Below are 24,496 nucleotides of genomic sequence, written 5' to 3' on the forward strand. Positions count from 1 at the left end.
CGACCCCGCCGCCGACGCGGAGGACCGCAAGGCCGGCCGTCGTCTTGCCTGCCCGACCCTCGTCCTCTGGGGTACGGATGGCACGCCGGCCAAGAAGGGCGATCCGCTGACTATCTGGCGGGATTGGGCGGACGATGTGGAGGGCCAGGCCATCGACGCCGGCCATTTCCTCGTGGAGGAAGCGCCGGAGGAGACGCTGGCGGCGCTGATCCGGTTCTTCGACGCCTGAGCGCGTCGATCGCCCCCAAGCGAAACCGCTTGCGAATCAGATAAGTCGATGCTTATGTATTGACATGATCGAAGACGATATCTTCAAGGCTCTCGCCGACCCCACCCGCCGCGCGATCTTCGAAAAGCTGGCGGAAGGGCGCAGGAATGCCAGCGCCCTGCGCGAGGGCATGGGGATCAGCCAGCCCGCCATGTCGCAGCATCTCTCGGTGCTGCGCGGCGCGGGTCTGGTGCGCGAGGAGCGGGAGGGCCGTTTCGTGCAATACGAGGTGGACCCGGCGGGTCTCCAATGCGTGGCATCCTGGCTCGCGAAATATCGCGCCTTCTGGCCGGCGCGCGTCGATGATCTGAAAGCGCTTCTGAAGGAGATGGATCAATGAGCGACAGCCCGGACGATGCGACGCTGGATCTCGTCTACGATCTGGACGCGCCCCCGCAAAAGGTCTGGCGGGCCCTCAGCATCCCCGCCTTTCGCGAGCGCTGGCTGCCTGATGTCACGCAGCCCGAGCCAGACGCCGGCTCCGTCATCCCCGGAGAGGAACTGCGCTATTCGCTTCGCGAGAGCGAGGCACCCTTTCAAACCAGCGCCGTCACCTTCCGCATCAGCCTGAACGAGGCCGGCGGCACCCGCCTTCGCATCATCCACGAGCGCCTCGGCAGAGGCACCCGCATGATGGCCGCCAACGCCAACCGGGCAGTGCGCGCCCGCGCGGCGTGACGCACGCCAGCCGGGGCTCTGTCGCTCCGGCACCCACCCACGCTGCCTTTTAAGAGCTGAAGCCTGCTCGCCGATCCGGTTTTGACCGGACGGGCTGTCCCCGCTCGGCTCCTTCCCTGTCCCCACAATCCAAACCCAAGGAATTCGCCATGCGCGAAGCGATGCAACTCGTCCCTATGGTGGTCGAGCAATCCAACCGGGGCGAGCGCGCCTTCGATATTTTCTCGCGGCTTCTGCGCGAGCGCGTGATCTTCATCAATGGCGAGGTGAACGATCAGGTCTCGGCCCTCGTCTGCGCGCAGCTTCTGCTTCTGGAAGCGGAGAGCCCGAAAAAGCCCATCCATCTCTACATCAACTCACCCGGCGGCGTGGTGACGAGCGGCCTCGCCATGTACGACACGATGCAGTTCATCCAGGCGCCGGTTCACACGCTCTGCATGGGCACGGCGCGCTCCATGGGCTCGTTCCTCTTGATGGCAGGCGAAGCGGGGGAGCGCTGCGCCCTGCCTAATGCCAGCATCCACGTCCACCAGCCGCTCGGCGGCTTTCAGGGGCAGGCCTCCGACATATTGATCCATGCCGAGGAAACGCGGAAGGTGAAGCACCGCATGACCCGGCTTTACGCCGAGCATTGCGGGCGGACCTATGAGGAGGTGGAGCGCAAGCTCGACCGGGACTGTTTCATGTCGGCCGAAGAAGCGCTGGAATGGGGCCTGATCGACCGCATCCTGCACCGCCGCCCGCTGGCGCTCGCCGCCGGGTCGCTCTGACGCTCTCCTACCAGATGCGCCCATAGCCTGCGCCCGGCACGACGCCGCCGACATAGAACGGATCGTCCCGCAGCCGGGCGCGCCGGTCGGCCTCGCGCGACAGGTCGATCCGTTGAAGGCAGGCGGCAAAGCCGTCCGTGCCGCGCCGGAAACCGTAATCGGCACAGCGCGCCGCGTCCCGCCCCCGCAGCGCTTCGGGCGAGACGGTCGTGCAGCTCGCCAGAGCCAGGATGGGCAGAAGAAACCAGATCGGACGCAGGGCCATGATTCCTCCTGGACGCGATTTGTCCCGAGGCGGCTCGCCGCCGCCCTCGGACCCCTCTCCGCTCAGCGCTTGCCGCCGGTCTGGCCCGTCGCGATCTGAGAATAGGGAATCGCGAACAGGTCGTTGTTCACCGATATGCCGTCCTCGACATTGTAGACCATGACGGTCGTGTCCTTGCCCTGCGCGTCGCGGATCGTCCATTGCCGCAGATCGTAGGTGTTGGGGTCGAACATCATGGTGATGCGCGAATTGCCGAAAATCGACTTGTCGCCCATCACGATCGTGGTGAGGTCCGGCCCTTCCTTCACGCTCTGGATATTGGCCGAGGAGAGGTCGATGCGCTGGTCGAGCAGGAGCTTCAGCGGCGTCTTGGACAGGGGATAGAGGTCCCAGGTATTGAGCTTGCGATTGTTGACCGCGACTTGTGAGCCGTCCGAGATCACGCGCACGGGCGAGCCGGAATAGTCGAAGCGGATCTTGCCGGGCCGCTCCATGTAGAACGTGCCCTCGGTCTGGTTTCCGGCGGCGTCGAACTGGACGAACTGCCCCTTCATGGAGCGCACGCCCGAGAAATGATCGGCGACGCGCTGGGCCGTCGCGGCGGCCCCCGCTGCCTGCGCCAGCGCCGGGCCGGCGGTCAAAGCGGGCGCGAAAGCCGCGCCCATCAGCAGCGTGGCGGTGAGTCCGGCCTTGGCGATCCGGGTGAAGTTGGTCGTCATGTCCGTTTCCTTGTTCGTCTCATCAGGCCGTGCAGCGGGACCGCCTCTCTCCCGCGCTGTGCCGATCCTTGTCCCGAATACGCCTAGCACATCGCTCTGGCGGCAATGCGGCATGGGCATCTCGGTTTTCTTACCACTCGAAATGGCGTGGCGCGCGAGCAATGCCAAGCCCAGCTATGTTCGTTGGAAATTTGGACTCAGAGTGCCGATACCTACAAGAAGATCCCCCAGGTGCGCCGCCTGATCCGCTTCTCCGTAGCTCTTACTCCGGGATCCTCGTCCCACCGAAGCGCAGAAGGTGCCGACCAGCATGGTTTGGTCGGCACCGGGCGTCTCAACGCATCAGGCGCTTCTGGATAGAAGCAACAATATGGGCCACGATATGCGACCAATAAAGAAACCCATGCACATCATGCAGCAATTCCCGCAATCCCACGGGAGTTCCCAATTCGGGCCTTGACAGAATAAAGCCGGTGACACTAGCCGCCATATACGCGTAGAATAGACGCGAGGCGATGATATGGCCCATTTCCATGAGCTCATCCTCTCTTGGTTGTGTCCTCGTCGGGAAAGTTTGGCGACCGACCGACTTGGACGCTGGAAATTGGAGCCCGCTCTCACGAGTGGGCTTCTTTCGTTTCAGGCACTTACATCATCACTATACCTCGCGTTTGAACACCAAGCGACCTACTGCCTGTAGCGAAACCTCTATCTCCACAATCTCACATCAAAGCTTGTGGAAGACGTAAAAGTTAAAGAATCGCTACCGCCCCTCATTATCGCACACACTCCCTTAAGGAGTCCTAACTTGCGTTAACTTTTATTCCCGCCGCAGCGATGGTCGGTTCGGCTGCGAACCTCGGTCATCAATGGAGTTGGTACGAAAGGTTTCGATAGCCTCACGGGCATCAATTCATAGGCCAAAGTCCAGACCCGATCTGGATTTGTTCGCGACTCCCAAAGAAAGTCGCAAACGATGTCCGCATGTGAAGCAGACATCGTCCGTACCCATGCATAACGCTACAATTTTCGGGAAACGAAGCTTAGGACGCAGATCCTACAGTGGAGCAGTTCCCTTGAACGTAGCTCAAACTAAAAAAGCGAGTTTTACTCGATATACCGACTTAGAGAGAAAGGGGATTTGTGAAAACCAAACATCTCCAATTTGTGCCGTTTTCCAGAACCCGTTCTCTCCAGCATGTAAATGCTGCCTCCCATGCGAATTCAACGGCTGGATGAGGCGAAGTGTCAGCCGCGTCCACTCTCTGGAACGCGCTACCATCTCAACCACGATACGTTGGTAACGACGGATGTCTGGAATGATGGTGCGGGCTGAGAACGATCTATTCGAGTTTAAACGCAAAAACGGGCGCGATCGCTCGCGCCCGCCTGATCATCTCCCATCGAAGCACGCGCCCTTATCCGGGGCGCGCCTTATTCGCGCTTAAGCGTTGTCCGTCGGCACCAGAATCTCGCGCTTGCCGGCATGGTTGGCGGGGCCGACGATGCCTTCGCGTTCCATGCGCTCGATGATCGAGGCGGCGCGGTTGTAGCCGATCTGGAGGCGGCGCTGGACGTAGGAGGTGGAGGCCTTGCCGTCGCGCAGCACGATCGCCACCGCCTGATCGTAGAGATCGGCGCTTTCTTCCATGCCGGCCGTGGAACCACCGGCGGCTGCGGCCGGGGCCTCCTCGTCCTCGTCCTCCAGAATGGCGTCGAGATACTCCGGCACGCCCTGCGTCTTCAGGTGCTTCACGATCTCCTCCACCTCGTCGTCGCCGACGAAGGGGCCGTGGACGCGCTGGATGCGACCGCCGCCGGCCATGAAGAGCATGTCGCCCATGCCCAGCAGCTGCTCGGCGCCCTGCTCCTGCAGGATGGTGCGCGAGTCGATCTTGGACGTCACCTGGAAGGAGATGCGGGTCGGGAAGTTGGCCTTGATCGTGCCGGTGATGACGTCGACCGAAGGACGCTGCGTCGCCATGATGACGTGGATGCCGGCGGCGCGGGCCATCTGCGCGAGGCGCTGGACCGTGCCTTCGATGTCCTTGCCGGCCACCATCATCAGGTCGGCCATCTCGTCGATGATCACGACGATATAGGGCAGCGGCTGGAGGTCGAACTCCTCCGACTCGAAGATCGGCTCGCCGGTCTCGCGGTCGAAGCCGGTCTGCACCGTGCGCGAGATCGATTCGCCGCGCTCGATCGCGGAGGCGACGCGGGCGTTGAAGCCGTCGATATTGCGAACGCCCACCTTCGACATCTTGCGGTAGCGGTCCTCCATCTCGCGGACCGTCCACTTCAGCGCCACGACCGCCTTCTTCGGATCGGTCACGACCGGGGCCAGAAGATGCGGGATGCCGTCATAGATCGAGAGTTCGAGCATCTTCGGGTCGATCATGATCATGCGGCATTCGGCCGGGCTCATCCGGTAGAGCAGCGACAGGATCATCGTGTTGATCGACACCGACTTGCCCGAGCCGGTGGTGCCGGCGACCAGCAGATGCGGCATCTTGGCGAGATCGGCGATGACGGCTTCGCCGCCGATCGTCTTGCCGAGCGCCAGCGGCAGCTTGGCCTTGGAGCCGGCGAACGTGTCGGAGCCGATCATCTCGCGGAAATAGACGGTCTCGCGACGCTGGTTCGGCAGTTCGATACCGATCGCGTTCTTGCCGGGGATGACGGCGACGCGCGCGGCGATGGCCGACATGGAGCGGGCAATGTCGTCGGCGAGGCCGATGACGCGGCTCGACTTGATGCCGGGCGCGGGCTCCAGCTCATAGAGCGTCACGACCGGGCCGGGGCGCACTTCGATGATCTCGCCCTTCACGCCGAAATCATCGAGGACGCCTTCGAGAAGACGGGCGTTCTCCTGCAGGATTTCGGGCGTCAGCGAATTGTCGCGGTTGCGCGGCTTGGGCGGAGCCAGAAGCTCGATCGGCGGCAGGATGAACTCCTCGTTGAGATCGGGATGGCCGAACTCGGCGAGGCGCGCGCGCGAGGACTGGTGCGCGTGCATGTCCATGGAGGGCTGCATCTGCACGCGAACCGGGCGCGGATCGGCCGCCATGGCGCCGCGCGCGGCGACACCGGCCTGCGGGGCGGGACGCGGGGCGACGGGCGCGGGGCGCGCGGGCTCCGGCTCGGGGCGCTGCGCGCGCTTCAGGCCGGGAAAGGCCACGATATTGTTGGCGATGAAGCCGCGCCAGCCGCCCTGCTCCTCGGGCTCGGGCTCGCGGCGCATCTCGGCCTCGACGCCATAGGGCTCGTCATGGAAGCGGTCTTCGTCCTCTTCTTCGGCGGCGATGCGCTCTTCCAGGGTCGGGCGCGATTCGTCGCCGAGATGAGCATGGGTTTCCAGCTCGAACGGCGCGTCCTCGAATTCATCTTCCTCGTAGCGCTCGGTCTCGAAGCGGGGCTCGTGATGCGCCTCGTCATGGGCGCTCTCGTGATAGTCCTGCGCGGGGTCGTAGTCGCCCTCCGTGTCCGGGGCCGGCAGACCGAGTTCGGCCGCGCGGGCCGCCTCCGCCGCCGCCAGCAGCGCCGCTTCGCGCTGGGCCATCTTGTAGGAGCCGTTCCAGTCGGAGCGGCCGTGGCGCACCGTGGCCTTGCTCGTGTCCACCGTGCGGCGCGCCGGCATCTCGGGCGCGGCAACCGTCGGGGCCGGAGCGCGGGCAGCAGGAGCGGGAGCCGGCGCTTGCGCGCGAGCAGGCGCGGCCGCGCGGGGCTGTGCGGCCGGCGCGGGCCGGGCGGCGGGCTCGGGCACAAAGCCCATCTCGGTCTCGTCGGGCTCGAACTCCACCGCCTCGTCGAAGCGCGGCGGCTGCACGATGCGCGGGCCGCGCGAGGCCGGCGCGCGGCCGGCTTCCGCTTCCTCGGCCGCGCGCAGCGCCTCGCGCAGGCGCGCTTCGGGCGCGGGCGGCATCAGGGGCGCGTCGCGGTCCCAGTCGCGATGGGCGAACGGATCGTCGCGCAGGCGGCGTGCCTCGGCGATGTCGCCGATCTTGCGGCCGAGCGCCGAGCGGGCCGAATAGAGCCAGTGGCCGGCCGCGCCCGCCAGAAGCTGCATCGCGCCTTCGCGCTCGTCGTCGTGGCGGCCGCGCGCCGCACCATGGCCGCGCGGATGCATCTCGGCCTCGTACTCGTCCGACAGGCGGGCCACGAGACCCGCGCCGTTCAACACGCACCAGACGGCCGGCAGCGCGAAGACGACCGCCAGCACAATGCCGAGCGAGCCCTGCGGATAGGTGCCCGTGGCGAGCGCCGGGATTTTCAGAACGAGATCACCGACCACACCGCCCAGACCAATCGGCAGCGGCCAGCTCGCGGGCGAGGGAAGGCTGCCCAGCGCGGCGCTGGCCAGCGCCATGCCCGCCAGCGCCCACCAGGCGCGCGCGCCCGAGCGCCCGACCCGGCGGCCGAGCAGCAGCAGCACGCCCCGCGCGGTCAGAAGCACCGGCAAGAGCACGGCGGCGAGGCCGAAAAGCTGCATCCCGAGATCGGCAACCATCGCGCCGGAGCGGCCCGCGAGATTCTGCACCGCGTGGTCGTTGGAATAGCTCAGCGACGGGTCGTCCACCGTCCAGCTCGCGAAGGACAGGGCAAGCCAGATGGACGCGGCGACCAGCGCCAAGCCCAACACCACCTGCGCCGGGCGGCCCAGCCGGCCAGCGCCCTCTTCCCGTGCTTCGATCGATGCCATCGCCATGCCCTTGAGCCCTGAAGTCGGCGGGAAAGCTCCCGCATGTGCCCCGTGCCACGCCTCGAAGGGCCGCCCCGCCCTGCCCTCTCGCAAAGGCGGGAAGCGGCCCGCCGTCGAAGACGCAGCCTTTTGCGCCAAGGTAAAGAAAGCTGGTTAAAGCGCATTTAACCCTCATCCGACGGATCATCAGTCTCTCTGTCGAGTGCCCCTGCGCCCTCGGCCTGTCGCGTGTGTGATGGAACCGCGAGGGGCGTGCGCGACATAAGGAGGCAGGCGCGCCGAGCGGCGCGATGAAGACGCGAAAAAGGAGCGAGAGATCATGGAGATCAGGCACGAGGATCGCGGCCGGGGCGGCGTGTTCGCGGCGGGCGAAGGAGACGACCGGGCCGAGCTGACCTATTCGCCGGCCGGCATCCAGAATTCGCTGGTGTTCGACCACACCTATGTTCCCGAGCATCTGCGGGGCCAGGGCATCGCCGAGAAGCTGGTGGACCATGCCGTCGCCTATGCCCGCGAACAGGGCATGAGCGTGGTGCCGGCCTGCTCCTATGTCCGCTCGCTGTTCCAGCGCCACCCTGAGCGCTACGGCGATGTCGTCACGCGCGAGGACAAGCCCTTCGGACGCATCTGACAGCGCATGAAAAAAGGCAGGCGGATCGCTCCGCCTGCCCTTCGTGTCGAGAATCCGGACCGGGAGACCCGGCCGTTTTTAGGCGTGGTAGGCCGCCTCGCCATGCGAGGTGAGGTCGAGGCCCTCGCGCTCGGCTTCCACGGTCGGACGCAGGCCGATGACGACATCGACGATCTTGTAGAGGATCGCGGAGACGATGCCGCCATAGACCACGGTGATGAGCACCGCGACGATTTGGCTGTAGACCTGGGAGCCCATGGTGACGCCCTCGAGATAGCCGCCGCCGCCCAGCGAGGTGGAGGCGAAGATGCCGGTGCCGATGGCGCCGACGATGCCGCCCACGCCATGGATGCCGAAGACGTCGAGCGAGTCGTCATAGCCGAACTTCGGCTTCACCACGGCCACGAAGAAGTAGCAGAGGGCCGAGGCGATCGCGCCGAGGAAGATGGCGCCGATCGGGCCGACCGCACCCGCTGCCGGCGTCACGGCGACGAGGCCGGCGATGATGCCCGACACGGCACCGAGCATCGAGGCCTTGCCGCGCAGGAGGGCTTCGATCAGCACCCAGGCGACCGTCGCGCCGGCGGTTGCGGTGAAGGTGTTGATCATGGCGAGCGCCGCGCCGCCATTGGCTTCGAGGTTGGAGCCGGCGTTGAAGCCGAACCAGCCGACGAAGAGGATCGAGGCGCCGACCATGGTCAGCGTCATCGAATGCGGAGCCATGTTGTCACGGCCGAGGCCCGTGCGCTTGCCCACGATGAAGGCGCCGACCAGCGCCGCGATGCCGGCATTGATGTGAACCACCGTGCCGCCCGCGAAGTCGAGCGCGGCGACGCCGCCGGCATGCTTGCCAAGGAAGATCAGACCGTTGGCGTCCCAGACCATGTGAGCGATCGGGAAGTAGACGATCGTGACCCAGAGGATCGAGAAAAGCACGACCGCGCCGAATTTGATGCGCTCGGCGAAGGCGCCGACGATCAGCGCCGGCGTGATGCAGGCGAAGGTCATCTGGAAGGCGATGAACACGTATTCGGGGATCACGATGCCCTTGGTGAAGGTCGCCGACATCGTGTCCTTGGTGATCCCGGCAAGGAGGAGCTTGCCCGTGCCGCCCCAGAAGGCGCTGGTGGAGCCGCCGAATGCGAAGGAATAGCCGTAGGTGACGTAGATGATCATGACGACCGCGGCGATCGTCACGGTCTGCATCAAGACAGAGAGCATGTTCTTGGCGCGCACGAGGCCGCCGTAGAACAGGCCGAGGCCCGGCAGGATCATGAACAGAACGAGGACGGTGGATATCATCATCCAGGCGACGTCGCCCTTGTCCATGACTTCGGCCGCAACGGCGGCGGCAGCCGCCGGCACCTGTTCAGGCGCAGGCGCGACGCCGGTGTCCTGCGCGAAGGCTGCGACCGTCGAGAGGCCCGACAGGGCCAAGGTCGCCAGGGAGGTCTTCAGAAAACGCATGTTCGTACCGTATCCCCTCAGAGCGCGTTCGAGTCGGTTTCGCCGGTGCGGATGCGGACCGCCTGCTCGATGCCGTAGACGAAAATCTTGCCGTCGCCGATCTGGCCGGTCTTGGCAGAAGCGGCGATGACATCCACGGCGCGATCCACCATGTCGGAGGGAACGGCGACCTCGATCTTCAGCTTCGGCAGGAAGCTCACGGCATATTCGGTGCCGCGATAGATTTCGGTATGGCCCTTCTGGCGGCCATAGCCCTTCACCTCGGTAACGGTCAGACCCTGGATGCCGACGGCGGTGAGCGCTTCGCGCACCTCGTCCAGCTTGAATGGCTTGATGATCGCCATCACGATTTTCATGAGCACCTCGAACCTGGAGGGAACGAACGCGCCGGACGACACGTTCGACCTTGAAACATGGCCCATGCCGACGAGAGCCGGATGGGGACGAGTTCTCCCTATTCAAGATGCGTGCCAATTGAGCGACAGATCGATTTCGGCCGCATTTGTGCGGTGCGAAAGCGCTTTCTGCCCTTCGGATGGTCAGCGGTAGCGTTGAAGAATTCGGAACGCCGCCGCTTTTTTAGACATGTGAGTATTCTTTAATCCATTCGACGCGGACGGATCAGCCCTTCCTGCGCCACCGAGGCGACGAGCACGCCCTCGCGCGAAAAGAGCGAGCCGCGCGTCAGCCCGCGCCCGCCCGACGAAGACGGACTGTCCTGCGTGTAGAGATGCCAGTCGCTGACCCGCAGCGGCCGGTGAAACCACATGGCATGGTCCAGGCTGGCGGCTTGGATACGCTCGTCGAAGATCGAGAGCCCGTGAGCGAAGAGCGAGGTGTCGAGCAGCGTCATATCGGAGAGATAGGCCATGACGGCGGCGTTCAGGGCCGGGTCGTCGCCGATATCGGCCGTCACCCGCACCCAGATATGCTGCTCGGGCGGCAGTTTCTCGCGCTTGAAGTAGTGATCGGTCGAGACGGGGCGAAACTCCACCGCGCGCGGCCGCATCCAGTAGCGCCGAACCGGCTCGGGCGCGCGGGCCAGAATGTCCTCACCCAGACTCTCGCCCGACGGCAGGTCTTCCGGCCCCGGCAGCGCGGGCATGGGAATCTGATGATCGAGCCCCTCTTCCTTCACCTGGAACGAGGCCGAAAGCGTGAAGATCGCCTGCCCATGTTGGATCGCCGTGACGAGGCGGGTGGAGAAGGAGCCGCCATCGCGCAGGCGATCCACCTCGTAGATCACCGGCACACGCGGATCGCCCGGCCGCATGAAGTAGCCATGCAGCGAGTGAACCTGCCGCTCGGCCGGCGCGGTGCGCTGGGCCGCGACCAGCGCCTGCGCAATGACTTGGCCCCCGAAGATGCGCTGCCAGCCATTGGCGGGGCTGATGCCGCGAAACAGGTTCTCTTCCAGCGTTTCGAGGTCCAGCGTTTCCACCAGCTTGGCCACCAGATCGTTCATGGAACCTCCCTTCCCAACGCGCTCTGCCTCGCCGCCCGCGAGCCGGGGCAGCGGGGGAGATGTAGCAGACTTGCGCGAAGGGAGAACCGGGCGGGTTTGCGCTCAACCGAGCGCGGCTTCCACGCCGCCGCCGCGCGACTTGGCGCGGTAGGAGGCCGCGTCCGCCCTGCGCAACATATCGTCCAGTCGCACGCTGGCGGCGGGGGCGGCGGCATAACCGTGGCTCACGCGCATCGTGACGGTGCGCCCGGTCAGATCGTAGGGCTGCATCAGATGGTCGGTCAGGCGCATGGCGAAGCACTCCGCCTCATCGGCGCCGCCGAGCCCGGACTGGATGATGGCAAACTCGTCCCCGCCCAGGCGCACGGCGATGTCGTGCTCGCCGATCAGGCGTTTGACGCGCCCCGCCAAGGCCCGCAGAAGCGCGTCGCCCGTGTCATGGCCGAACCGATCGTTGATCGACTTGAACTCGTCCAAGTCGAAACAATGCACGGCCATCCACCCTTCGTCCCTGGGGGGCGGGAGCGTGCGCAGGTCCTGAAGCGCGAGGCGATTGCCGAGGCCGGTCAGCGCGTCGGTTCGCGCCAGACGCGTCATGGTGATGCGCGATTCGATCTCCTGCACGGACACGTCGTAGATATGCCGGATGCTTTCCAAACTGCCGCACAGGAAGACAAGAAGGATCAGACCCAGCAGCCTGTCGGCCCCACTGCCGAAGACGAGCGTGGAAATGGCGGGTGGAAGGGCAGCGATCACCACGGCGGCGATGGCCAACCGCGGCCGGATGAAAAGCCGCATGGCGACGCCCGAGCAATAGCCGAAGACGAGAGCCGTTCCCAGCACGTGAAGTCCCGCATCGAGGCGCGCGAAAAGCCCTGCCGACAGGCCGCCGACCGATGAGGCGACGAGGCAGGTCGTCACGGTATGGACCAGCTCCCATAGGCGTGCCTCCTCCACGCTCGGAACGGCCTGCCGCAGCCGGAGCTGATGCGCCACGAGCACGACGAGTTTGGCCAGGGATGCGGCCATGCCGACGAGCGCGGCGCCCAGAATGGCTGGAGAGCCCACTTGAAGATAGGCGAAAATGCCGACAGCGACGATCGTCGCCCCCATGATAGCGCTGGGTAAAAGGCTGAAAGCCAACCCGGATACGAGCGTCTTGTAGGTTTCGTCCATCTCCTGCTGGAAGAGCCTGCGAGCGCGAATGGGTTCGGAACCCGCCGTCAAACTCGCCTCCCCAAAACGGCAGCCCAATGGGTGCCAAGACTCCGAAATGTAACCTTGAGTTGCGCAACCCATGAAAGATCCGACCTTGGAGCCGGACGCCGATGCCAAGGGCTCGAACACCCGATATACCGACCCGATACATGGTGATCGGATCGTCCAGATTTCCGCAAGGTCACGCTACCTTTCTTGCCGTTCGCAGTCACAGCCACCTGAAAAGCTTGCTGGGTCATAGCGAAATCTGATCCCGGAAGAGCGACGATATGCCGCCCCTATGTCACCCAGAATAATGGATATTTCCGTAGCCGGCGATACAAGCTTCGTTCGTCGATGAAATTTTTCACTCGGATACGTTGAAATCTCTTTCAGGAACGAGCGCAACGGATGATCCCGGACGTTCCGCATCCCGCCCGCCTCATTCTTCCGAAAACAACGAAGAGATGGCTTTTTGTCTTCAGCACGCTCTTCCGGGGGCTTCGCGACGGATAACGGAACGCTGCCTTGAACGCGCAAGGCGTCACACCACCCTTGTCCCCATGCCGCGTGACGCTCTAGATCAGCGCGCAAGGGACCTGCCGCCACGAAGGGCCGGTCCCGTCCCGAACCGGAGTCCGAGCCATGTCCGACCCTCGCCGTGAGACCCTGCCCGAGCGCGCTGACATCGTGGTGGCCGGTGCGGGCTATGTCGGACTCGGAACCGCGGTCGCGATTCGCCAAGCCGCGCCCGAGCTTTCGGTGGTGCTGGTGGACGCCGCGCCCGAAGGCGTCTGGGAGCGGGACGGACGCGCCTCGGCCATCGCGGCCGCCGCCATCCGCATGTTGACGCGCCTCGGCGTCTGGGACGCGATCCGGCCGGAAGCTGAAGCGATCCGCGAGATGATCGTCACGGATTCGCGCACCAACGATCCCGTGCGCCCGGTCTTCCTGACCTTCGGCGGCGAGGCCGAGCCGGGCGAGCCCTTCGCCCATATGGTGCCCAATGTCGCGCTGAACGGCGCCCTGCGCGCCCGGGCGGCCGAGCTTGGCATTCCCATTCGCTCGGGCGCGGCCGTCACCGGACTTCAGGTCGGCCCCTCCAGCGTCACGATAGAGACGGGCCCGGGCGCCATCGAGGCGCGGCTTCTGGTCGCCGCCGATGGCGTGCGCTCCGCCATTCGCGACATGGCGGGCATTCGCACCGTCCACACCGATTATGGCCAGAGCGGCATCGTCGTCACCGTCCAGCACGAGCGCCCGCACGAGGGCCGCGCCGAGGAGCACTTCCTGCCCGCCGGCCCCTTCGCCATTCTGCCGCTCAAGAACAACCGCTCCTCGCTGGTCTGGACCGAATCCACGGCCGAGGCCGAGCGCCTGCTGCGCGCCGACGAGATGGTCTTCGAATTAGAGCTGGAGCAGCGCTTCGGCCTGAAGCTCGGCGCGCTCACGGTCGAAGGCAAGCCCCGCGCCTTCCCGCTGGGGCTGACGCTGGCGCGCGATTTCGTGAAACCGCGCATCGCGCTGGCGGGAGACGCCGCGCACGGCATTCACCCGATCGCCGGCCAGGGGCTCAATCTCGGTTTCAAGGACGTGGCGGCGCTGGCCGAGACGGTGGTGGAGGCCGCGCGCCTCGGGCTCGACATCGGTGCGCTCGACACGCTGCAGCGCTACGAGCGCTGGCGCCGCTTCGACACGGTGCAGATGGGCATCACGACCGATGTCCTGAACCGGCTGTTTTCCAACGACAATCCCATGCTGCGCGCCGCGCGCTCCTTCGGCCTGTCGCTGGTGGACCGCGCGCCCTTCGCCAAGCGCTATTTCATCGAGCAGGCGTCCGGCCTCAGCGCCTCGACGCCCCGGCTCCTGCGCGGCGAGCCGGTCTGACGGGCTCGGCCGGACACAGAGCGCATTCATTGCGCGTCTGTGGCCCTCGCGAGCAAAAACATCCGCTTGAACTGCACCGAAGGAAATCCTCTTCGGCGCAACGTGGCTGGCATTGGATTATTTAGAACGATAACAAGCGAGCCGCGACACCTCTTCGGGTGTCGGGAGGTGTCTTCGTGGCTGCCGCGCAACCGGTGGCCGGGAAGACCGGCAGAAAAGGACCATCGGGAATGGCGAGCGACGTCAAGGCGGGTGCGAAGACCAAGGGGCCCAAGCTCCCCGTCATCATGAGCGCCAACGACCTCTTGGACGGCGACGTCGTGTTCCTGACCCGCGAGGGCTGGAGCCTCGACCCCAAGGCCGCGCTGGTCGCAAACGATGCTGCGACGGTCGCCTTCATGGAAGAAGAGGGCGCCAAGGGCTTCAAGAGCAACCGGGTCGTCGATCCCTATCTGGTCGAGGTCACGCTCGATCCGAACGGGCTGCCTCTCGCCACGCATTTTCGCGAGGCGATCCGCCAGAAGGGTCCGAGCATTCTGCCGCAATACGGCAAGCAGGCTGAATTTTAAGCGTTTCGGGATGGGGAGCCTCTGAGCGCTTCCGCCACCCACCGGGCGCCCGCAAGAGCGCCGGAACCGATCGAGGACGACAGGCATGTATCGGTACGACGAATTCGATGAGCGCTTCGTGCGTGAGCGCGTCCAGCAGTTTCGCCATCAGGTGGAGCGCCGGCTCGACGGCTCGCTCTCGGACGACGAGTTCAAGCCGCTGCGCCTCAAGAACGGACTCTATCTCCAGCTTCACGCCTATATGCTGCGCGTCGCCGTGCCCTATGGCACGCTGAACTCCAAGCAGATGCGCCAGTTGGCCCTGATCGCCGAGAAATACGACAAGGGTTATGCGCATTTCACCACGCGCCAGAACCTTCAGTACAACTGGCCGAAGCTGCGCGATGTCCCCGACATCATGGACCTTCTGGCCGATGTCGAGATGCACTGCATCCAGACCTCGGGCAATTGCATCCGCAACGTCACGGCGGACCAGTTCGCCGGCGTCGCGGCCGACGAGGTGGAAGACCCGCGCCCGACCGGCGAGTTGATCCGCCAATGGTCGAGCCTGCACCCCGAATTTTCCTGGCTGCCGCGCAAGTTCAAGATCGCCGTGACCGGCGCCGAGCACGACCGCGCCGCGATCAAGGTTCACGATATCGGCCTGCGCATTCTGCGCCATCCCGAAACCAACGAGATCGGCTACGAAGTCGTCGTGGGCGGCGGTCTCGGCCGCACGCCGATGGTCGGCAAGGTGATCCGCGACTTCCTGCCGAAGGCCGAACTGCTCGCCTATCTCGAGGCGATCATGCGCGTCTACAACGCGGAAGGCCGGCGCGACAACAAGTACAAGGCGCGCGTCAAGATCCTCGTCCACGAGATCGGCACGGACGAGTTCAAGGCCCGCGTCGAAGCAGAATATGCTCAGCTCAACGGCCCGACGATCAATGCGCCGGCCGAAGAGGTGGAGCGCATCGCGCGCTATTTCGCGGCCCCCGCCTACGAGACGCTGCCCGAGACCTCTTCGGTGCTGGAGGCCGCCCGTGCGGCCGACCCCGAACTCGACCGTTTCGTGGAGCAGAACGGCTTTGCCCATCGCCAGCCCGGCTATATCGCGCTGACGGTTTCGCTGAAGCCCATCGGCGGCGTACCGGGCGACATGAGCGACAAGGAAATGCGCGCCTTCGCCGACATTGCAGAGCGCTACTCGTTCGATGAATTCCGCGTCACGCACGTGCAGAACCTCGTTCTGCCGCATGTGAAGAAGGATGACGTGCCGGCGGTCTACGCCGCGCTCAAGGCGGCGGGGCTCGCCACCGCCAATGCCGGTCTCGTTACCGACATCATCGCCTGCCCCGGCCTCGACTATTGCGCGCTGGCGACGGCCCGCTCGATCCCGATCGCGCAGGACATTTCCAATCTCTATGCCGACGAGGCCAAGCAGAAGGACGTGGGGCCGCTCCAGATCAAGATCTCGGGCTGCATCAATGCCTGCGGCCATCACCATGTCGGCCATATCGGCATTCTCGGCCTCGAAAAGTCGGGCCGCGAGAACTACCAGATCACGGTGGGCGGCGACGCCTCCGAACACGCGGCGCTGGGTGAGCGCGTGGGGCCGGGCATCGACGCCGAGCAGGTGCCGGGTGCCATCGAGGCGTTGGTCGGCGTCTACATGAGCGAACGGCAGGCCGGCGAAACCTTCATCGACACGGTGAAGCGCGCCGGGCTGGAGCCCTTCAAGCAGGGCTTCACCGCCTATGTCGCGGGCAGCAACGCGGCCAACGCTTCGGCGGAAGGAGCGCACGCATGAGCCTACTCGTCACCCCCGCCGGAGAGAAGACCGACGAGTTCACTGTTATCGAGGACATGGCCGATCTGTCCCTGACCGAGGGCGCGGTTCTTGTGCCGCTCACCGTCGTCGACCAGGCCCTCGCCGACCGGCGCAACGCGCCCTTGGGTCTGGCGGTCGCGGGCGACACGCCGGTCTGCGCCGTCGAGCCCTATTTCGGGCAGGTGGAGCTGATCTCGGTTCGCTTTCCGTCCTTCTCGGACGGGCGCGGTTTCTCGCTTGCCAAGCGCCTGCGCCGCGCGGGCTTTTCCGGCACGCTGCGCGCCAGCGGCCCGCTGATCGCCGATCAGTTCGCCGAGGCGCTGGCCTGCGGCTTCGATGAAGTCTGGCTGCCGGACCAGATGGCCGAGCGCCAGCCTGTTGACCAGTGGATGAAGGCCAAGGACATCGTCCGCGACCATTACCAGACCGGCTATGGCGAGGATCAGAGCATCCTGCAGAAGCGCCTCGCCGCCCGCGCGGGAGAGGCCGCATGAGCGCCGAGCTCGCGCAGGACCTCAACGACAGCTTCGCGGGCCTCAAGCCCGCCGAGCGGCTGCGCCTTTTGACGGAGCGCCTGCCCGGCCGCATCGTCTTCACCACCTCACTCGGCATCGAAGACCAGATGCTCACCCATCTGATCTTCCGCGAGAAGCTGGCGATCGACGTGGTGACACTCGACACCGGCCGCCTGTTTCCCGAGACCTACGCTCTCTGGCAGCAGACGGAAGAAACCTATGGCCGGCGCATCAAGGCCAAGTATCCGCAGGCCGAAGCTCTCGAAGCGCTGATCGACGATCAGGGCATCAACGGCTTCTATTTCGCGCCCGAAATGCGCAAAGCCTGCTGCGGCGCGCGCAAGGTGGAGCCGCTCGGCCGCGCCTTGGCGGGTGCGTCGGGCTGGATCACGGGCCTGCGCCGCGACCAGTCGGCCAATCGCGAGCGGCTCGACTTCGTGTCCTTCGACGGCGCGCGCGGCCTGATCAAGGCCAACCCGCTCTTCGACTGGACGCGCGAGGAAATCCGCGTCTTCACCGTGGATAACGCCGTTCCGGTGAATCCGCTGCACGATCAGGGCTTCCTGTCCATCGGATGCGCCCCTTGCACCCGCGCCATTCGCCCCGGCGAGGTCGAGCGGGCGGGCCGCTGGTGGTGGGAAGAGGAAACCAAGCGCGAATGCGGCCTGCATGTGGACGAGGCCGGCCAGCCCGTGCGTGCCGAGGATGGCCGCCCCGCCCCCGGCGACAGCGCCTTCGAGACAATTCCCTCCTGATCGGCCCGTCCTGATCGGCCGCTTCTGACAGGCCCTGCCTGACTGGACCGCGCCGACCTATCCCCCTTCTCAGCCGCGCCCGCGCTTGCCGGGCGTCAAAGGTCCCCTGCCATGAAGCACATGACCCATCTCCAGAGCCTCGAGGCGGAGTCGATCTACATCATCCGCGAAGTGGCGGCGACGGCCGAGAACCCGGTGATGCTCTTCTCCATCGGCAAGGATTCGATGGTCATGCTGCATCTGGCACGCAAGGCCTTCGCGCCGGGCAAGCTGCCCTTCCCGCTGCTCCATGTCGATACGACCTGGAAGTTCCGCGAGATGATCGAGTTTCGCGACCGCATCGCGCGCGAATGGGATCTCGACCTTATCGTTCACACGAACGAAGAGGGCTTGAAGGCCGGCATCAACCCGTTCGATTCCGGCTCGCGCCTTCACACCGACGTGATGAAGACCGAAGGGCTGAAGCAGGCGCTCGGCAAGTACAAGTTCGACGCGGCCTTCGGCGGCGCGCGGCGCGACGAAGAGAAGAGCCGCGCCAAGGAGCGCGTCTTCTCGCTGCGCTCGGCCGAGCATCGCTGGGAGCCCAAGAACCAGCGCCCCGAGCCCTGGCACCTCTTCAACACCCGCAAGCGCCAAGGCGAAAGCTTCCGCGTCTTCCCCTTGTCCAATTGGACGGAGGCGGATGTCTGGGACTATATCGCGCTGGAAGATATTCCCGTCGTGCCGCTCTACTTCGCCAAGCATCGTCCCGTGGTCTCGCGCGACGGCACGCTGATCATGCGCGATGACGAGCGCATGAAGCTGAATGAGGGCGAGGCGACATCGGACGAGCTGGTGCGCTTCCGCACGCTCGGCTGCTACCCGCTGACGGGCGCAGTGCGCTCCACCGCCACCACGCTGCCCGAGATCATCGCCGAAATGCGCGCCTCCCGCTCGTCCGAGCGCGAGGGCCGCGTGATCGACCGCGACGGCGGCGCCTCCATGGAAGAAAAGAAGCAGGAAGGGTATTTCTGATGTCCATCGCACGCCCTTCCTCCGCAGAAGCCGACGCAACTTTGGACAATGTGACCAACGGCACCGCGCTGGCCGAGGACCAGACCTTTGCCGGTCCGGCGCCTGACGAGGCCCCGCTCGACCCGACGCTCGGTGCGGTGAAGCAGGCCGACCTGCGCGCGCAGGCCGCCGCCGTGGCCGCTGCCGGGGCCAAGGCCTCGCTTCTGCGCTTCATCACCTGCGGCTCGGTGGACGACGGCAAGTCCACGCTGATCGGCCGGCTTCTGTTCGACACCAATTCCGTCTTCGACGACCAGATGGAAGCGCTTCAGCGCGACTCCAAGAAGTTCGGCACCACGGGCAGCGATCTCGACTTCGCGCTTCTGGTGGACGGTCTCTCGGCCGAGCGCGAGCAGGGCATCACGATCGACGTCGCCTATCGCTATTTCAACACCAAGAACCGCGCCTTCATCATCGCCGACACGCCGGGGCACGAGCAGTACACCCGCAACATGGCGACCGGCGCGAGCCAGGCCGAACTCGCCATCATCCTTGTGGACGCGCGCAAGGGCATCCTGCCCCAGACGCGGCGTCACTCCTTCATCACCTCCATGGTCGGCATCAAGTCGGTCATCGTGGCGGTGAACAAGATGGATCTGGTGGAGTTCGACGAGAGCGTCTTCAACGAGATCGTGAAGGGCTATCAGGCGCTTCTGCCCCATCTCGGCTTCACGGATGTCCGCTACATCCCGCTCTCGGCCAAGAACGGCGACAATCTCGCCGAGCGCTCCGTCCATACGCCCTGGTACAAGGGGCCGACGCTGCTCGAAACGCTGGAAGTCGTGGAGCCGCAGACCTTCGCGGCCGGCTCGCCGCATTTCCGCCTGCCGGTGCAATGGGTGAACCGCCCCAATCTCGACTTCCGCGGCTTTTGCGGCACGGTGGCGGGCGGGCGCATCTCGCAGGGCGACGCCATTCTCTCTCTGCCAAGCCGCAAGCGCTCCACCGTCAAGGCCGTCTATGGGCCGAACGGGCAGGTCGAAAGCGCCGAGGACGGCGAGGCGATCACACTGACGCTGGCCGACGAAATCGACGCCTCGCGCGGCGACGTGCTGGTCAAGGTCGGCGACCCGATCGCCGCGCACCGCATTCTCCACGCTGAGATTTTGTGGATGGTGGACCGTCCGCTGATCGCGGGCGGGCGCTTCGTCGCCAAGCTTTCGACCGCGCAGACGCCGGTGAACGTGCGCTCGCTGGACGAGGCGGTGGACATCCATTCCTACCAGCCGCGCCATGCCAACGCCCTTCTCATGAACGAGATCGGCCGCGTCACGCTGCAGTTCGACAAGCCACCGGTGGCGACGCTTTATTCGGAAAGCCGCGAGCTGGGCGCCTTCATCCTGATCGACCCGCTGACCAACGAGACGGTGGCGCTCGGCATCGTGACCGGCCTGCCGCGCGAAGGTGAAGCCCCGGCCGCGAGTGCGTCGCGCCCCGGCGCGGCGTCCGCACCCGCCGCAGCCGCCGCCACCGCGCCGCGCACCCGCTTCGAGCAGGTCAAGGCGGAATGGCTCGGCCCCGCGCTCAGCGCCGACCCGGAGCGGGCGCGCGGCGTCACGATCTTCCGCGCCATGGCGGCCATCCTGATCGGTCTCATCGCGTTGCTCCTGGGCTTGGCGCTCTGGAAGGCGATCATTCTCGGCGCGCTGGACTTCGCGCTGCGCCCGCTTCTGCGCCGGCTCATGGTGCCGGCCGAAACCGAAGTTGCGGTGGTGGACCCCAGCACCGTGCGCGACGGCGAGGGCATCTGATGCGCGCGGCCTGCCCGACCTGCGCGGACGCGCCCTGCGAAACTCCGGCCCTTCGCGCCCGCGCCGAGCGCGTCGCCGCCTGGCGTCGCCCGCGCCCGATCCTGGAGGCGGCGATGCTCGCCGCCTCGTTTATCCTCTGCGCCGCCGTCGTGCTCGGCGGCGTGATCTGACATCGGGGGCGGCACGGAGTTCGGCGCTGCCTCCGCCTTAAGGTGACGTTGAGGCCCGAAAACTCCCGGAAAGGCTTGGGTCTGCCTAAAGACCCAGCGCGCTGAGCCCGGGATGATCGTCCGGTCGTCGCCCGAGCGGCCAATGGAACTTGCGCTCCCCGGCTGCGATCCGCACATCATTGATCGAGGCATGGCGATGGGACATCAGCCCCGCCGCGTCGAACTGCCAGTTTTCGTTGCCATGCGAGCGGTACCACTGATCGCTGTCGTCGCGCCATTCATAGACGAAGCGCACGGCGATACGCGCATCCGCGTGAGCCCACACCTCTTTGATCAGCCGATAATCCAGTTCGCGATGCCATTTGCGGGTCAGGAAAGCGACGATCGCCTCGCGTCCGGTGATGAATTCGGCGCGGTTCCGCCAATGGCTGTCGATCGTATAGGCCAGGGACACCCGCTCGGGATCGCGGCTGTTCCAGGCATCCTCCGCCAGGCGGGCCTTCTGGACGGCGTCGTCGAAGCTGAAGGGCGGCAGGGGCGGACGGGACATGCACGGACCTTTTCAAAACGATCGGCCTCTGGTTGGCCGATGGGAGCGTAGGAACGTCTGCTGAGACCTCCGGGAAGGCCTTACGGATCGCTCCGACCGCCCCACCCGATTGTGGATTGTGTCCGGCTTAATCGAGTTCGCGCGCTTCCGACGGCAGCATAATTGGAATGCCGTTGCGGATGGGATAGGCGAGGCGCGCGGCGCGCGAGACCAGCTCGTTGCGCTCCGCGTCGTAGCTCAGGACCGTCTTGGTCAGCGGGCAGACCAGGAGTTCTAGAAGCTTGGGATCGGGGCGGCCCTTGCGCTCGGTATCATCGACCATGCGGATCTCTTTTCGGTTTGGCTGCGCGCCGCGTGTGAGTGAGGGCAGTCCTAAGCCGGCCCGTCTCCCGCTGAATAGACTTCTGCGCACGCCCTGCCAAGAAAGGCCCCATCCTCCCGCCGTGTCCGGCGCGCGCTATTGGAGGATGGGCGTTCCGTTGCCGTCGTCGCTGTTCTCGCGCGCCAGCGAGATCTCGGTGATCGCGACCAGCGTTTCGGCGCGGGTCTTGAGATCGGGCGCTTCCAGAAGCGCCTGCTTTTCCGCCGCGCCATAGGGCGACATCATCGACAGCGCGTTCACCAATGTCTCGTTGGAAGCCTTGGACACGCTCTCCCAATCGGCTTCCAGCTGGTTGGCTTCGAGATAGGAGCGGAAGGCCTTCAGAAGCGCGTCGCGGTCCACCACCTCCTCGCCCTCGCCCGGCGAGAGATCGGCGGTGAAAGGGCAGACGCGGCAAAGGCGATAGGGCTCGTCGCTTTCCAGCTCTTCCAGAATGCGGAAGCGCGCGATGCCCTGAAGGTTGAGGAGATAGCGCCCGTCGCCCGTTTCGGTCAGCGAGGTGATGCGCCCGAAGCAGCCCACGGCGCAAAGCTCGGGCTCGCCGGACTCCTGAACCGCGCCGTCGAGGCGCGGCTGAATCATGCCGATGACGCGCGCGCCGGACATGGCATCGTCGATCAGCGCGAGATAGCGCGGTTCGAAAATGTTGAGCGGCATCTGCCCGCCCGGCAGCAGAAGCGCGCCGGACAAGGGAAACACCGCCACCGTTTCCGGCAGATCGGCATCCGAGCTATAGGTCACGTTGCCGGCTTGCACCAAGGTTCTTCTCCGGTTGATCCCGCGCAATTGGCGCAGTGGGGCGCAAACTCAAGGTCCATGCGACGGCCTCACCCGTCGGACGGCGGCCTCGCCTTCCGCCTCAGCGGAAGAGAAGCGAGGACAAACGCCGGCGGCCTTCCTTCGTCGCCGGGTCCATCGGCCCCCAGGCGTCGAAGAATTCGAGGAGCTTGCGCCGCGCGCCATCGTCCGCGAAGGTCCGGTCGCGCTTGATGATCTCCAGAAGATGGCCGGCCGCGACATCCCGCTGGCCTTTGGCCTGTGCGATCAGCGCCAGATCGAAGCGGGCCTGGTGATCGTCCGGATTGCCTTCGAGCCGCGCCTGAAGCTCGGCCTGATCGCCGAGCCCCGCGAGTTCCTCGGCGAGCTTGAGCTTGGTCTTGACGGAAGCGAATGCGGGGTCGTTCAGGACCTCCGGCGGCAGCTGATCGACCACGGCCTGCGCCCGGTCGGGATGGCCCGCCGCGATGTAACACTCGGCAAGCCCGGCCGCCGCCTTGGCGTTTTCGGGATCGTGCTGGAGCACGGCCGAGAAGATCTGAGCGGCATTGCCCGCATCGCCCGCCGCCAGAAGCTCGGTGCCTTGTGCGATCGCCTCTTCCAGCGGATCGCCCTCCGCGCCCGGCCCGCCCATCTTCACCAGCCGATCCACGAAGGCCTTCACCTCGCTCTCGGGCAGCGCGCCCATGAAGCCGTCCACCGGCTGGCCGTTGACGAAGGCAAAGACGGCCGGGATGGACTGCACGCCGAGCTGGCCCGCGATCGAAGGATGCTCGTCTATATTCATCTTCACGAGCTTCACCCGGCCCTTGGCCGCCTGAACCACCCGCTCGATGACGGGCGTGAGCTGCTTGCAGGGGCCGCACCAGGGCGCCCAGAAATCCACGAGAACCGGCTGGTTGCGCGACTCGCGAATGACGTCGGCCGAGAAATTCGCCGTGGTCGTGTCCTTCACGAGGTCGCCACCGGCCGGAGCACCGCCCGGGGCCGGTGCGGCGCCGGCAGCGGAGCGCGGCGAAACGCTTTGACGGCCGAAGCCCATAAGTCCCGAAGCGTAGGGATTGTCGCTCATGAGGTCTGTCCGCTCGCAAGGTCGGCCGCGTCCGCTTCGAGGCGCACGATCAAGGGATCGTGCCGCACCGCCGCGAACAGGGCGAAGAGATGTTCCCGCGAGATAGAGGTCGTCCCGCGGTTCGTCAGGGGGTGGCAGTTCAGAATATCGTGCGCCATCAGGCGCTCATCAAGGACGAGCGTGACCACGCCTTCCCCGTCATTGGCAATGCCGAAGGCCGTCACCGAACCGGGCTCGACGCCGAGCCGCTCGCGCATCTGCTCGGGTGAACCGAAGGACAGCCGCCCCTGCGCGCCGATGCGCGTGTGCAGCGTCTTGAGGTCCACATTCGTGTCCTCCTGCGCGACCACCAGGAACAGGCGGCTCTTCTTGTCTTTCAGGAACAGGTTCTTGGTGTGAGCGCCGGGGATCGTGCCGCGCAGCGCCTGCGATTCGTCCACCGTATAAACCGGCTCGTGCGCCACCGTGCGCGAGCGCAAGCCGAGCGCCTCGAAACGCTCCGCCAGCTCGGGCGCGAGCTCCTGCAGGATATCGTCCCGCTCGGGAAAATCCGCGCTCGCCGCGCCCTGCCCCTCACCCGCCTGCCCGACCATGGATGCTCTCCGTGCCGTCTCGTCCTCTCCTTCGCTGGTGCCACCGCCGGTCGTGCCCCGTCAAGCCGGCGGGCCTCGCGAAGACGAGACATCTCCGACGCAAACCGGGCAGGCGATTCGACCCTTCCCAGCGCGGTCGAACAGCGAGCCACGCCGAGCAAGGGGACCACCTCCCGTCGCAAGTCCCTGTCCGCGAACGCGGTTTCAAGCATTGCGACGCTTCTGCAATTTTCTCCTTGCCAAACCGAGGGCCATCCTTCATAAGCCGCTCATCCGCAGCGGCCCACCGGGCAGCGACGGAACGACAGAGCGGGCGGGCGTAGCTCAGGGGTAGAGCACAACCTTGCCAAGGTTGGGGTCGTGGGTTCGAATCCCATCGCCCGCTCCAGTCTCTCAAAATCCAAATCATACTGATCAGGCAAAACGCAATCTCCGCGGTTCGTATGTTGC

26 protein-coding genes and 1 tRNA gene are annotated in these 24,496 nt (G+C 65.7%); 14 read left to right on the forward strand and 13 right to left on the reverse strand.

Features of this window, described 5'->3' with window-relative positions; genetic code table 11:
• The 4 genes from NS365_RS17480 to NS365_RS17495 all read left to right on the forward strand — a co-directional run.
• A partial coding sequence (locus NS365_RS17480) for an alpha/beta fold hydrolase (protein ID WP_193753469.1) occupies window positions 1-229 on the forward strand: 229 nt, incomplete at its 5' end.
• Window positions 230-293: 64 nt separating this feature from the next.
• Window positions 294-608 carry an ArsR/SmtB family transcription factor gene (locus NS365_RS17485; protein WP_058601590.1) on the forward strand — a complete coding sequence of 105 codons (315 nt, stop codon included), beginning with the start codon at window positions 294-296 and terminating at the stop codon, window positions 606-608.
• A complete protein-coding gene (locus tag NS365_RS17490; RefSeq protein WP_058601591.1) occupies window positions 605-946 on the forward strand; it encodes an SRPBCC family protein in 342 nt (113 codons plus the stop codon). The genes NS365_RS17485 and NS365_RS17490 overlap by 4 nt, the downstream gene beginning before the upstream one ends.
• A gap of 149 nt (window positions 947-1,095) precedes the next feature.
• Window positions 1,096-1,716: an ATP-dependent Clp protease proteolytic subunit gene (locus NS365_RS17495; RefSeq protein ID WP_058601592.1), complete on the forward strand. Its 621-nt coding sequence runs from the start codon at window positions 1,096-1,098 to the stop codon at window positions 1,714-1,716.
• Between the two features lie 7 nt (window positions 1,717-1,723).
• Here NS365_RS17495 and NS365_RS17500 read toward each other — a convergent pair whose 3' ends face one another.
• From NS365_RS17500 to NS365_RS17515, 4 genes are all read right to left on the reverse strand, one after another.
• Window positions 1,724-1,981 carry a hypothetical protein gene (locus NS365_RS17500; RefSeq protein ID WP_058601593.1) on the reverse strand — a complete coding sequence of 86 codons (258 nt, stop codon included), beginning with the start codon at window positions 1,979-1,981 and terminating at the stop codon, window positions 1,724-1,726.
• Between the two features lie 62 nt (window positions 1,982-2,043).
• Window positions 2,044-2,700, reverse strand: coding sequence for an outer-membrane lipoprotein carrier protein LolA (locus tag NS365_RS17505; RefSeq protein WP_058601594.1), 657 nt, complete (start codon window positions 2,698-2,700; stop codon window positions 2,044-2,046).
• 334 nt (window positions 2,701-3,034) lie between these two features.
• Window positions 3,035-3,235 carry a hypothetical protein gene (locus tag NS365_RS17510; RefSeq protein WP_058601595.1) on the reverse strand — a complete coding sequence of 67 codons (201 nt, stop codon included), beginning with the start codon at window positions 3,233-3,235 and terminating at the stop codon, window positions 3,035-3,037.
• A gap of 909 nt (window positions 3,236-4,144) precedes the next feature.
• The gene (locus NS365_RS17515) at window positions 4,145-7,408 is read right to left on the reverse strand and encodes a DNA translocase FtsK (RefSeq protein ID WP_058601596.1); all 3,264 of its coding nucleotides are present in this window, start codon (window positions 7,406-7,408) and stop codon (window positions 4,145-4,147) included.
• A gap of 313 nt (window positions 7,409-7,721) precedes the next feature.
• Between NS365_RS17515 and NS365_RS17520 the strand changes: the two genes are divergently transcribed.
• Window positions 7,722-8,033, forward strand: a complete 312-nt coding sequence (locus tag NS365_RS17520; protein ID WP_058601597.1) for a GNAT family N-acetyltransferase — start codon at window positions 7,722-7,724, stop codon at window positions 8,031-8,033.
• Between the two features lie 78 nt (window positions 8,034-8,111).
• On the opposite strand, the gene NS365_RS17525 is transcribed toward NS365_RS17520, so the two are convergent.
• The 4 genes from NS365_RS17525 to NS365_RS17540 all read right to left on the reverse strand — a co-directional run bounded on the left by NS365_RS17525 (window position 8,112) and on the right by NS365_RS17540 (window position 12,192).
• The gene (locus NS365_RS17525) at window positions 8,112-9,500 is read right to left on the reverse strand and encodes an ammonium transporter (RefSeq protein WP_058601598.1); all 1,389 of its coding nucleotides are present in this window, start codon (window positions 9,498-9,500) and stop codon (window positions 8,112-8,114) included.
• Between the two features lie 17 nt (window positions 9,501-9,517).
• A complete protein-coding gene (locus NS365_RS17530; protein ID WP_058601645.1) occupies window positions 9,518-9,856 on the reverse strand; it encodes a P-II family nitrogen regulator in 339 nt (112 codons plus the stop codon).
• 242 nt (window positions 9,857-10,098) lie between these two features.
• The gene (gene tesB / locus NS365_RS17535; protein WP_058601599.1) at window positions 10,099-10,965 is read right to left on the reverse strand and encodes an acyl-CoA thioesterase II; all 867 of its coding nucleotides are present in this window, start codon (window positions 10,963-10,965) and stop codon (window positions 10,099-10,101) included.
• 102 nt (window positions 10,966-11,067) lie between these two features.
• Window positions 11,068-12,192: a GGDEF domain-containing protein gene (locus NS365_RS17540; RefSeq protein ID WP_058601600.1), complete on the reverse strand. Its 1,125-nt coding sequence runs from the start codon at window positions 12,190-12,192 to the stop codon at window positions 11,068-11,070.
• A gap of 615 nt (window positions 12,193-12,807) precedes the next feature.
• On the opposite strand from NS365_RS17540, the gene NS365_RS17545 reads away from it, so the two are divergent.
• The 8 genes from NS365_RS17545 to NS365_RS24575 all read left to right on the forward strand — a co-directional run bounded on the left by NS365_RS17545 (window position 12,808) and on the right by NS365_RS24575 (window position 20,672).
• Window positions 12,808-14,049 (forward strand): ubiquinone biosynthesis hydroxylase, encoded by a 1,242-nt coding sequence (locus tag NS365_RS17545; RefSeq protein ID WP_058601601.1) that lies wholly within the window; start codon window positions 12,808-12,810, stop codon window positions 14,047-14,049.
• A 230-nt stretch (window positions 14,050-14,279) separates the two neighbouring features.
• Entirely contained in the window at window positions 14,280-14,618 is a 339-nt protein-coding gene (locus NS365_RS17550; RefSeq protein WP_058601602.1) for a DUF2849 domain-containing protein, read from the forward strand.
• An 85-nt stretch (window positions 14,619-14,703) separates the two neighbouring features.
• Window positions 14,704-16,407, forward strand: a complete 1,704-nt coding sequence (locus tag NS365_RS17555) for a nitrite/sulfite reductase (RefSeq protein WP_058601603.1) — start codon at window positions 14,704-14,706, stop codon at window positions 16,405-16,407.
• Entirely contained in the window at window positions 16,404-16,922 is a 519-nt protein-coding gene (locus NS365_RS17560; protein ID WP_058601604.1) for a DUF934 domain-containing protein, read from the forward strand. Before NS365_RS17555 ends, NS365_RS17560 begins: the two co-directional genes overlap by 4 nt.
• Window positions 16,919-17,698, forward strand: coding sequence for a phosphoadenylyl-sulfate reductase (locus NS365_RS17565; RefSeq protein ID WP_058601605.1), 780 nt, complete (start codon window positions 16,919-16,921; stop codon window positions 17,696-17,698). The genes NS365_RS17560 and NS365_RS17565 overlap by 4 nt, the downstream gene beginning before the upstream one ends.
• A 42-nt stretch (window positions 17,699-17,740) precedes the next feature.
• Window positions 17,741-18,712 carry a sulfate adenylyltransferase subunit CysD gene (cysD, locus tag NS365_RS17570; RefSeq protein WP_202814775.1) on the forward strand — a complete coding sequence of 324 codons (972 nt, stop codon included), beginning with the start codon at window positions 17,741-17,743 and terminating at the stop codon, window positions 18,710-18,712.
• Window positions 18,712-20,502: a sulfate adenylyltransferase subunit CysN gene (cysN, locus tag NS365_RS17575; RefSeq protein WP_058601607.1), complete on the forward strand. Its 1,791-nt coding sequence runs from the start codon at window positions 18,712-18,714 to the stop codon at window positions 20,500-20,502. Before cysD ends, cysN begins: the two co-directional genes overlap by 1 nt.
• The gene (locus NS365_RS24575) at window positions 20,502-20,672 is read left to right on the forward strand and encodes a hypothetical protein (protein ID WP_156418508.1); all 171 of its coding nucleotides are present in this window, start codon (window positions 20,502-20,504) and stop codon (window positions 20,670-20,672) included. The genes cysN and NS365_RS24575 overlap by 1 nt, the downstream gene beginning before the upstream one ends.
• Window positions 20,673-20,757: 85 nt before the next feature.
• Here NS365_RS24575 and NS365_RS17580 read toward each other — a convergent pair whose 3' ends face one another.
• The 5 genes from NS365_RS17580 to NS365_RS17600 form a co-directional block, all read right to left on the reverse strand.
• Entirely contained in the window at window positions 20,758-21,222 is a 465-nt protein-coding gene (locus NS365_RS17580) for a DUF1348 family protein (RefSeq protein WP_058601608.1), read from the reverse strand.
• 127 nt (window positions 21,223-21,349) lie between these two features.
• On the reverse strand, window positions 21,350-21,544 hold the full coding sequence (locus NS365_RS17585) for a Trm112 family protein (protein ID WP_058601609.1): 195 nt from the start codon (window positions 21,542-21,544) through the stop codon (window positions 21,350-21,352).
• 135 nt (window positions 21,545-21,679) lie between these two features.
• Window positions 21,680-22,360, reverse strand: coding sequence for an LON peptidase substrate-binding domain-containing protein (locus NS365_RS17590; protein ID WP_058601646.1), 681 nt, complete (start codon window positions 22,358-22,360; stop codon window positions 21,680-21,682).
• Between the two features lie 103 nt (window positions 22,361-22,463).
• The gene (trxA, locus tag NS365_RS17595; RefSeq protein WP_058601610.1) at window positions 22,464-23,453 is read right to left on the reverse strand and encodes a thioredoxin; all 990 of its coding nucleotides are present in this window, start codon (window positions 23,451-23,453) and stop codon (window positions 22,464-22,466) included.
• Complete coding sequence (locus tag NS365_RS17600; RefSeq protein ID WP_082684684.1) at window positions 23,450-24,046, reverse strand: prolyl-tRNA synthetase associated domain-containing protein; 597 nt, start codon at window positions 24,044-24,046, stop codon at window positions 23,450-23,452. The genes trxA and NS365_RS17600 overlap by 4 nt, the downstream gene beginning before the upstream one ends.
• A gap of 313 nt (window positions 24,047-24,359) precedes the next feature.
• Here NS365_RS17600 and NS365_RS17605 point away from each other — a divergent pair.
• A tRNA-Gly gene (locus NS365_RS17605) sits at window positions 24,360-24,434 on the forward strand.
• Window positions 24,435-24,496: the final 62 nt, after the last annotated feature.

The organism is Aureimonas ureilytica (assembly GCF_001475935.1).
Lineage (GTDB): Bacteria > Pseudomonadota > Alphaproteobacteria > Rhizobiales > Rhizobiaceae > Aureimonas > Aureimonas ureilytica_A.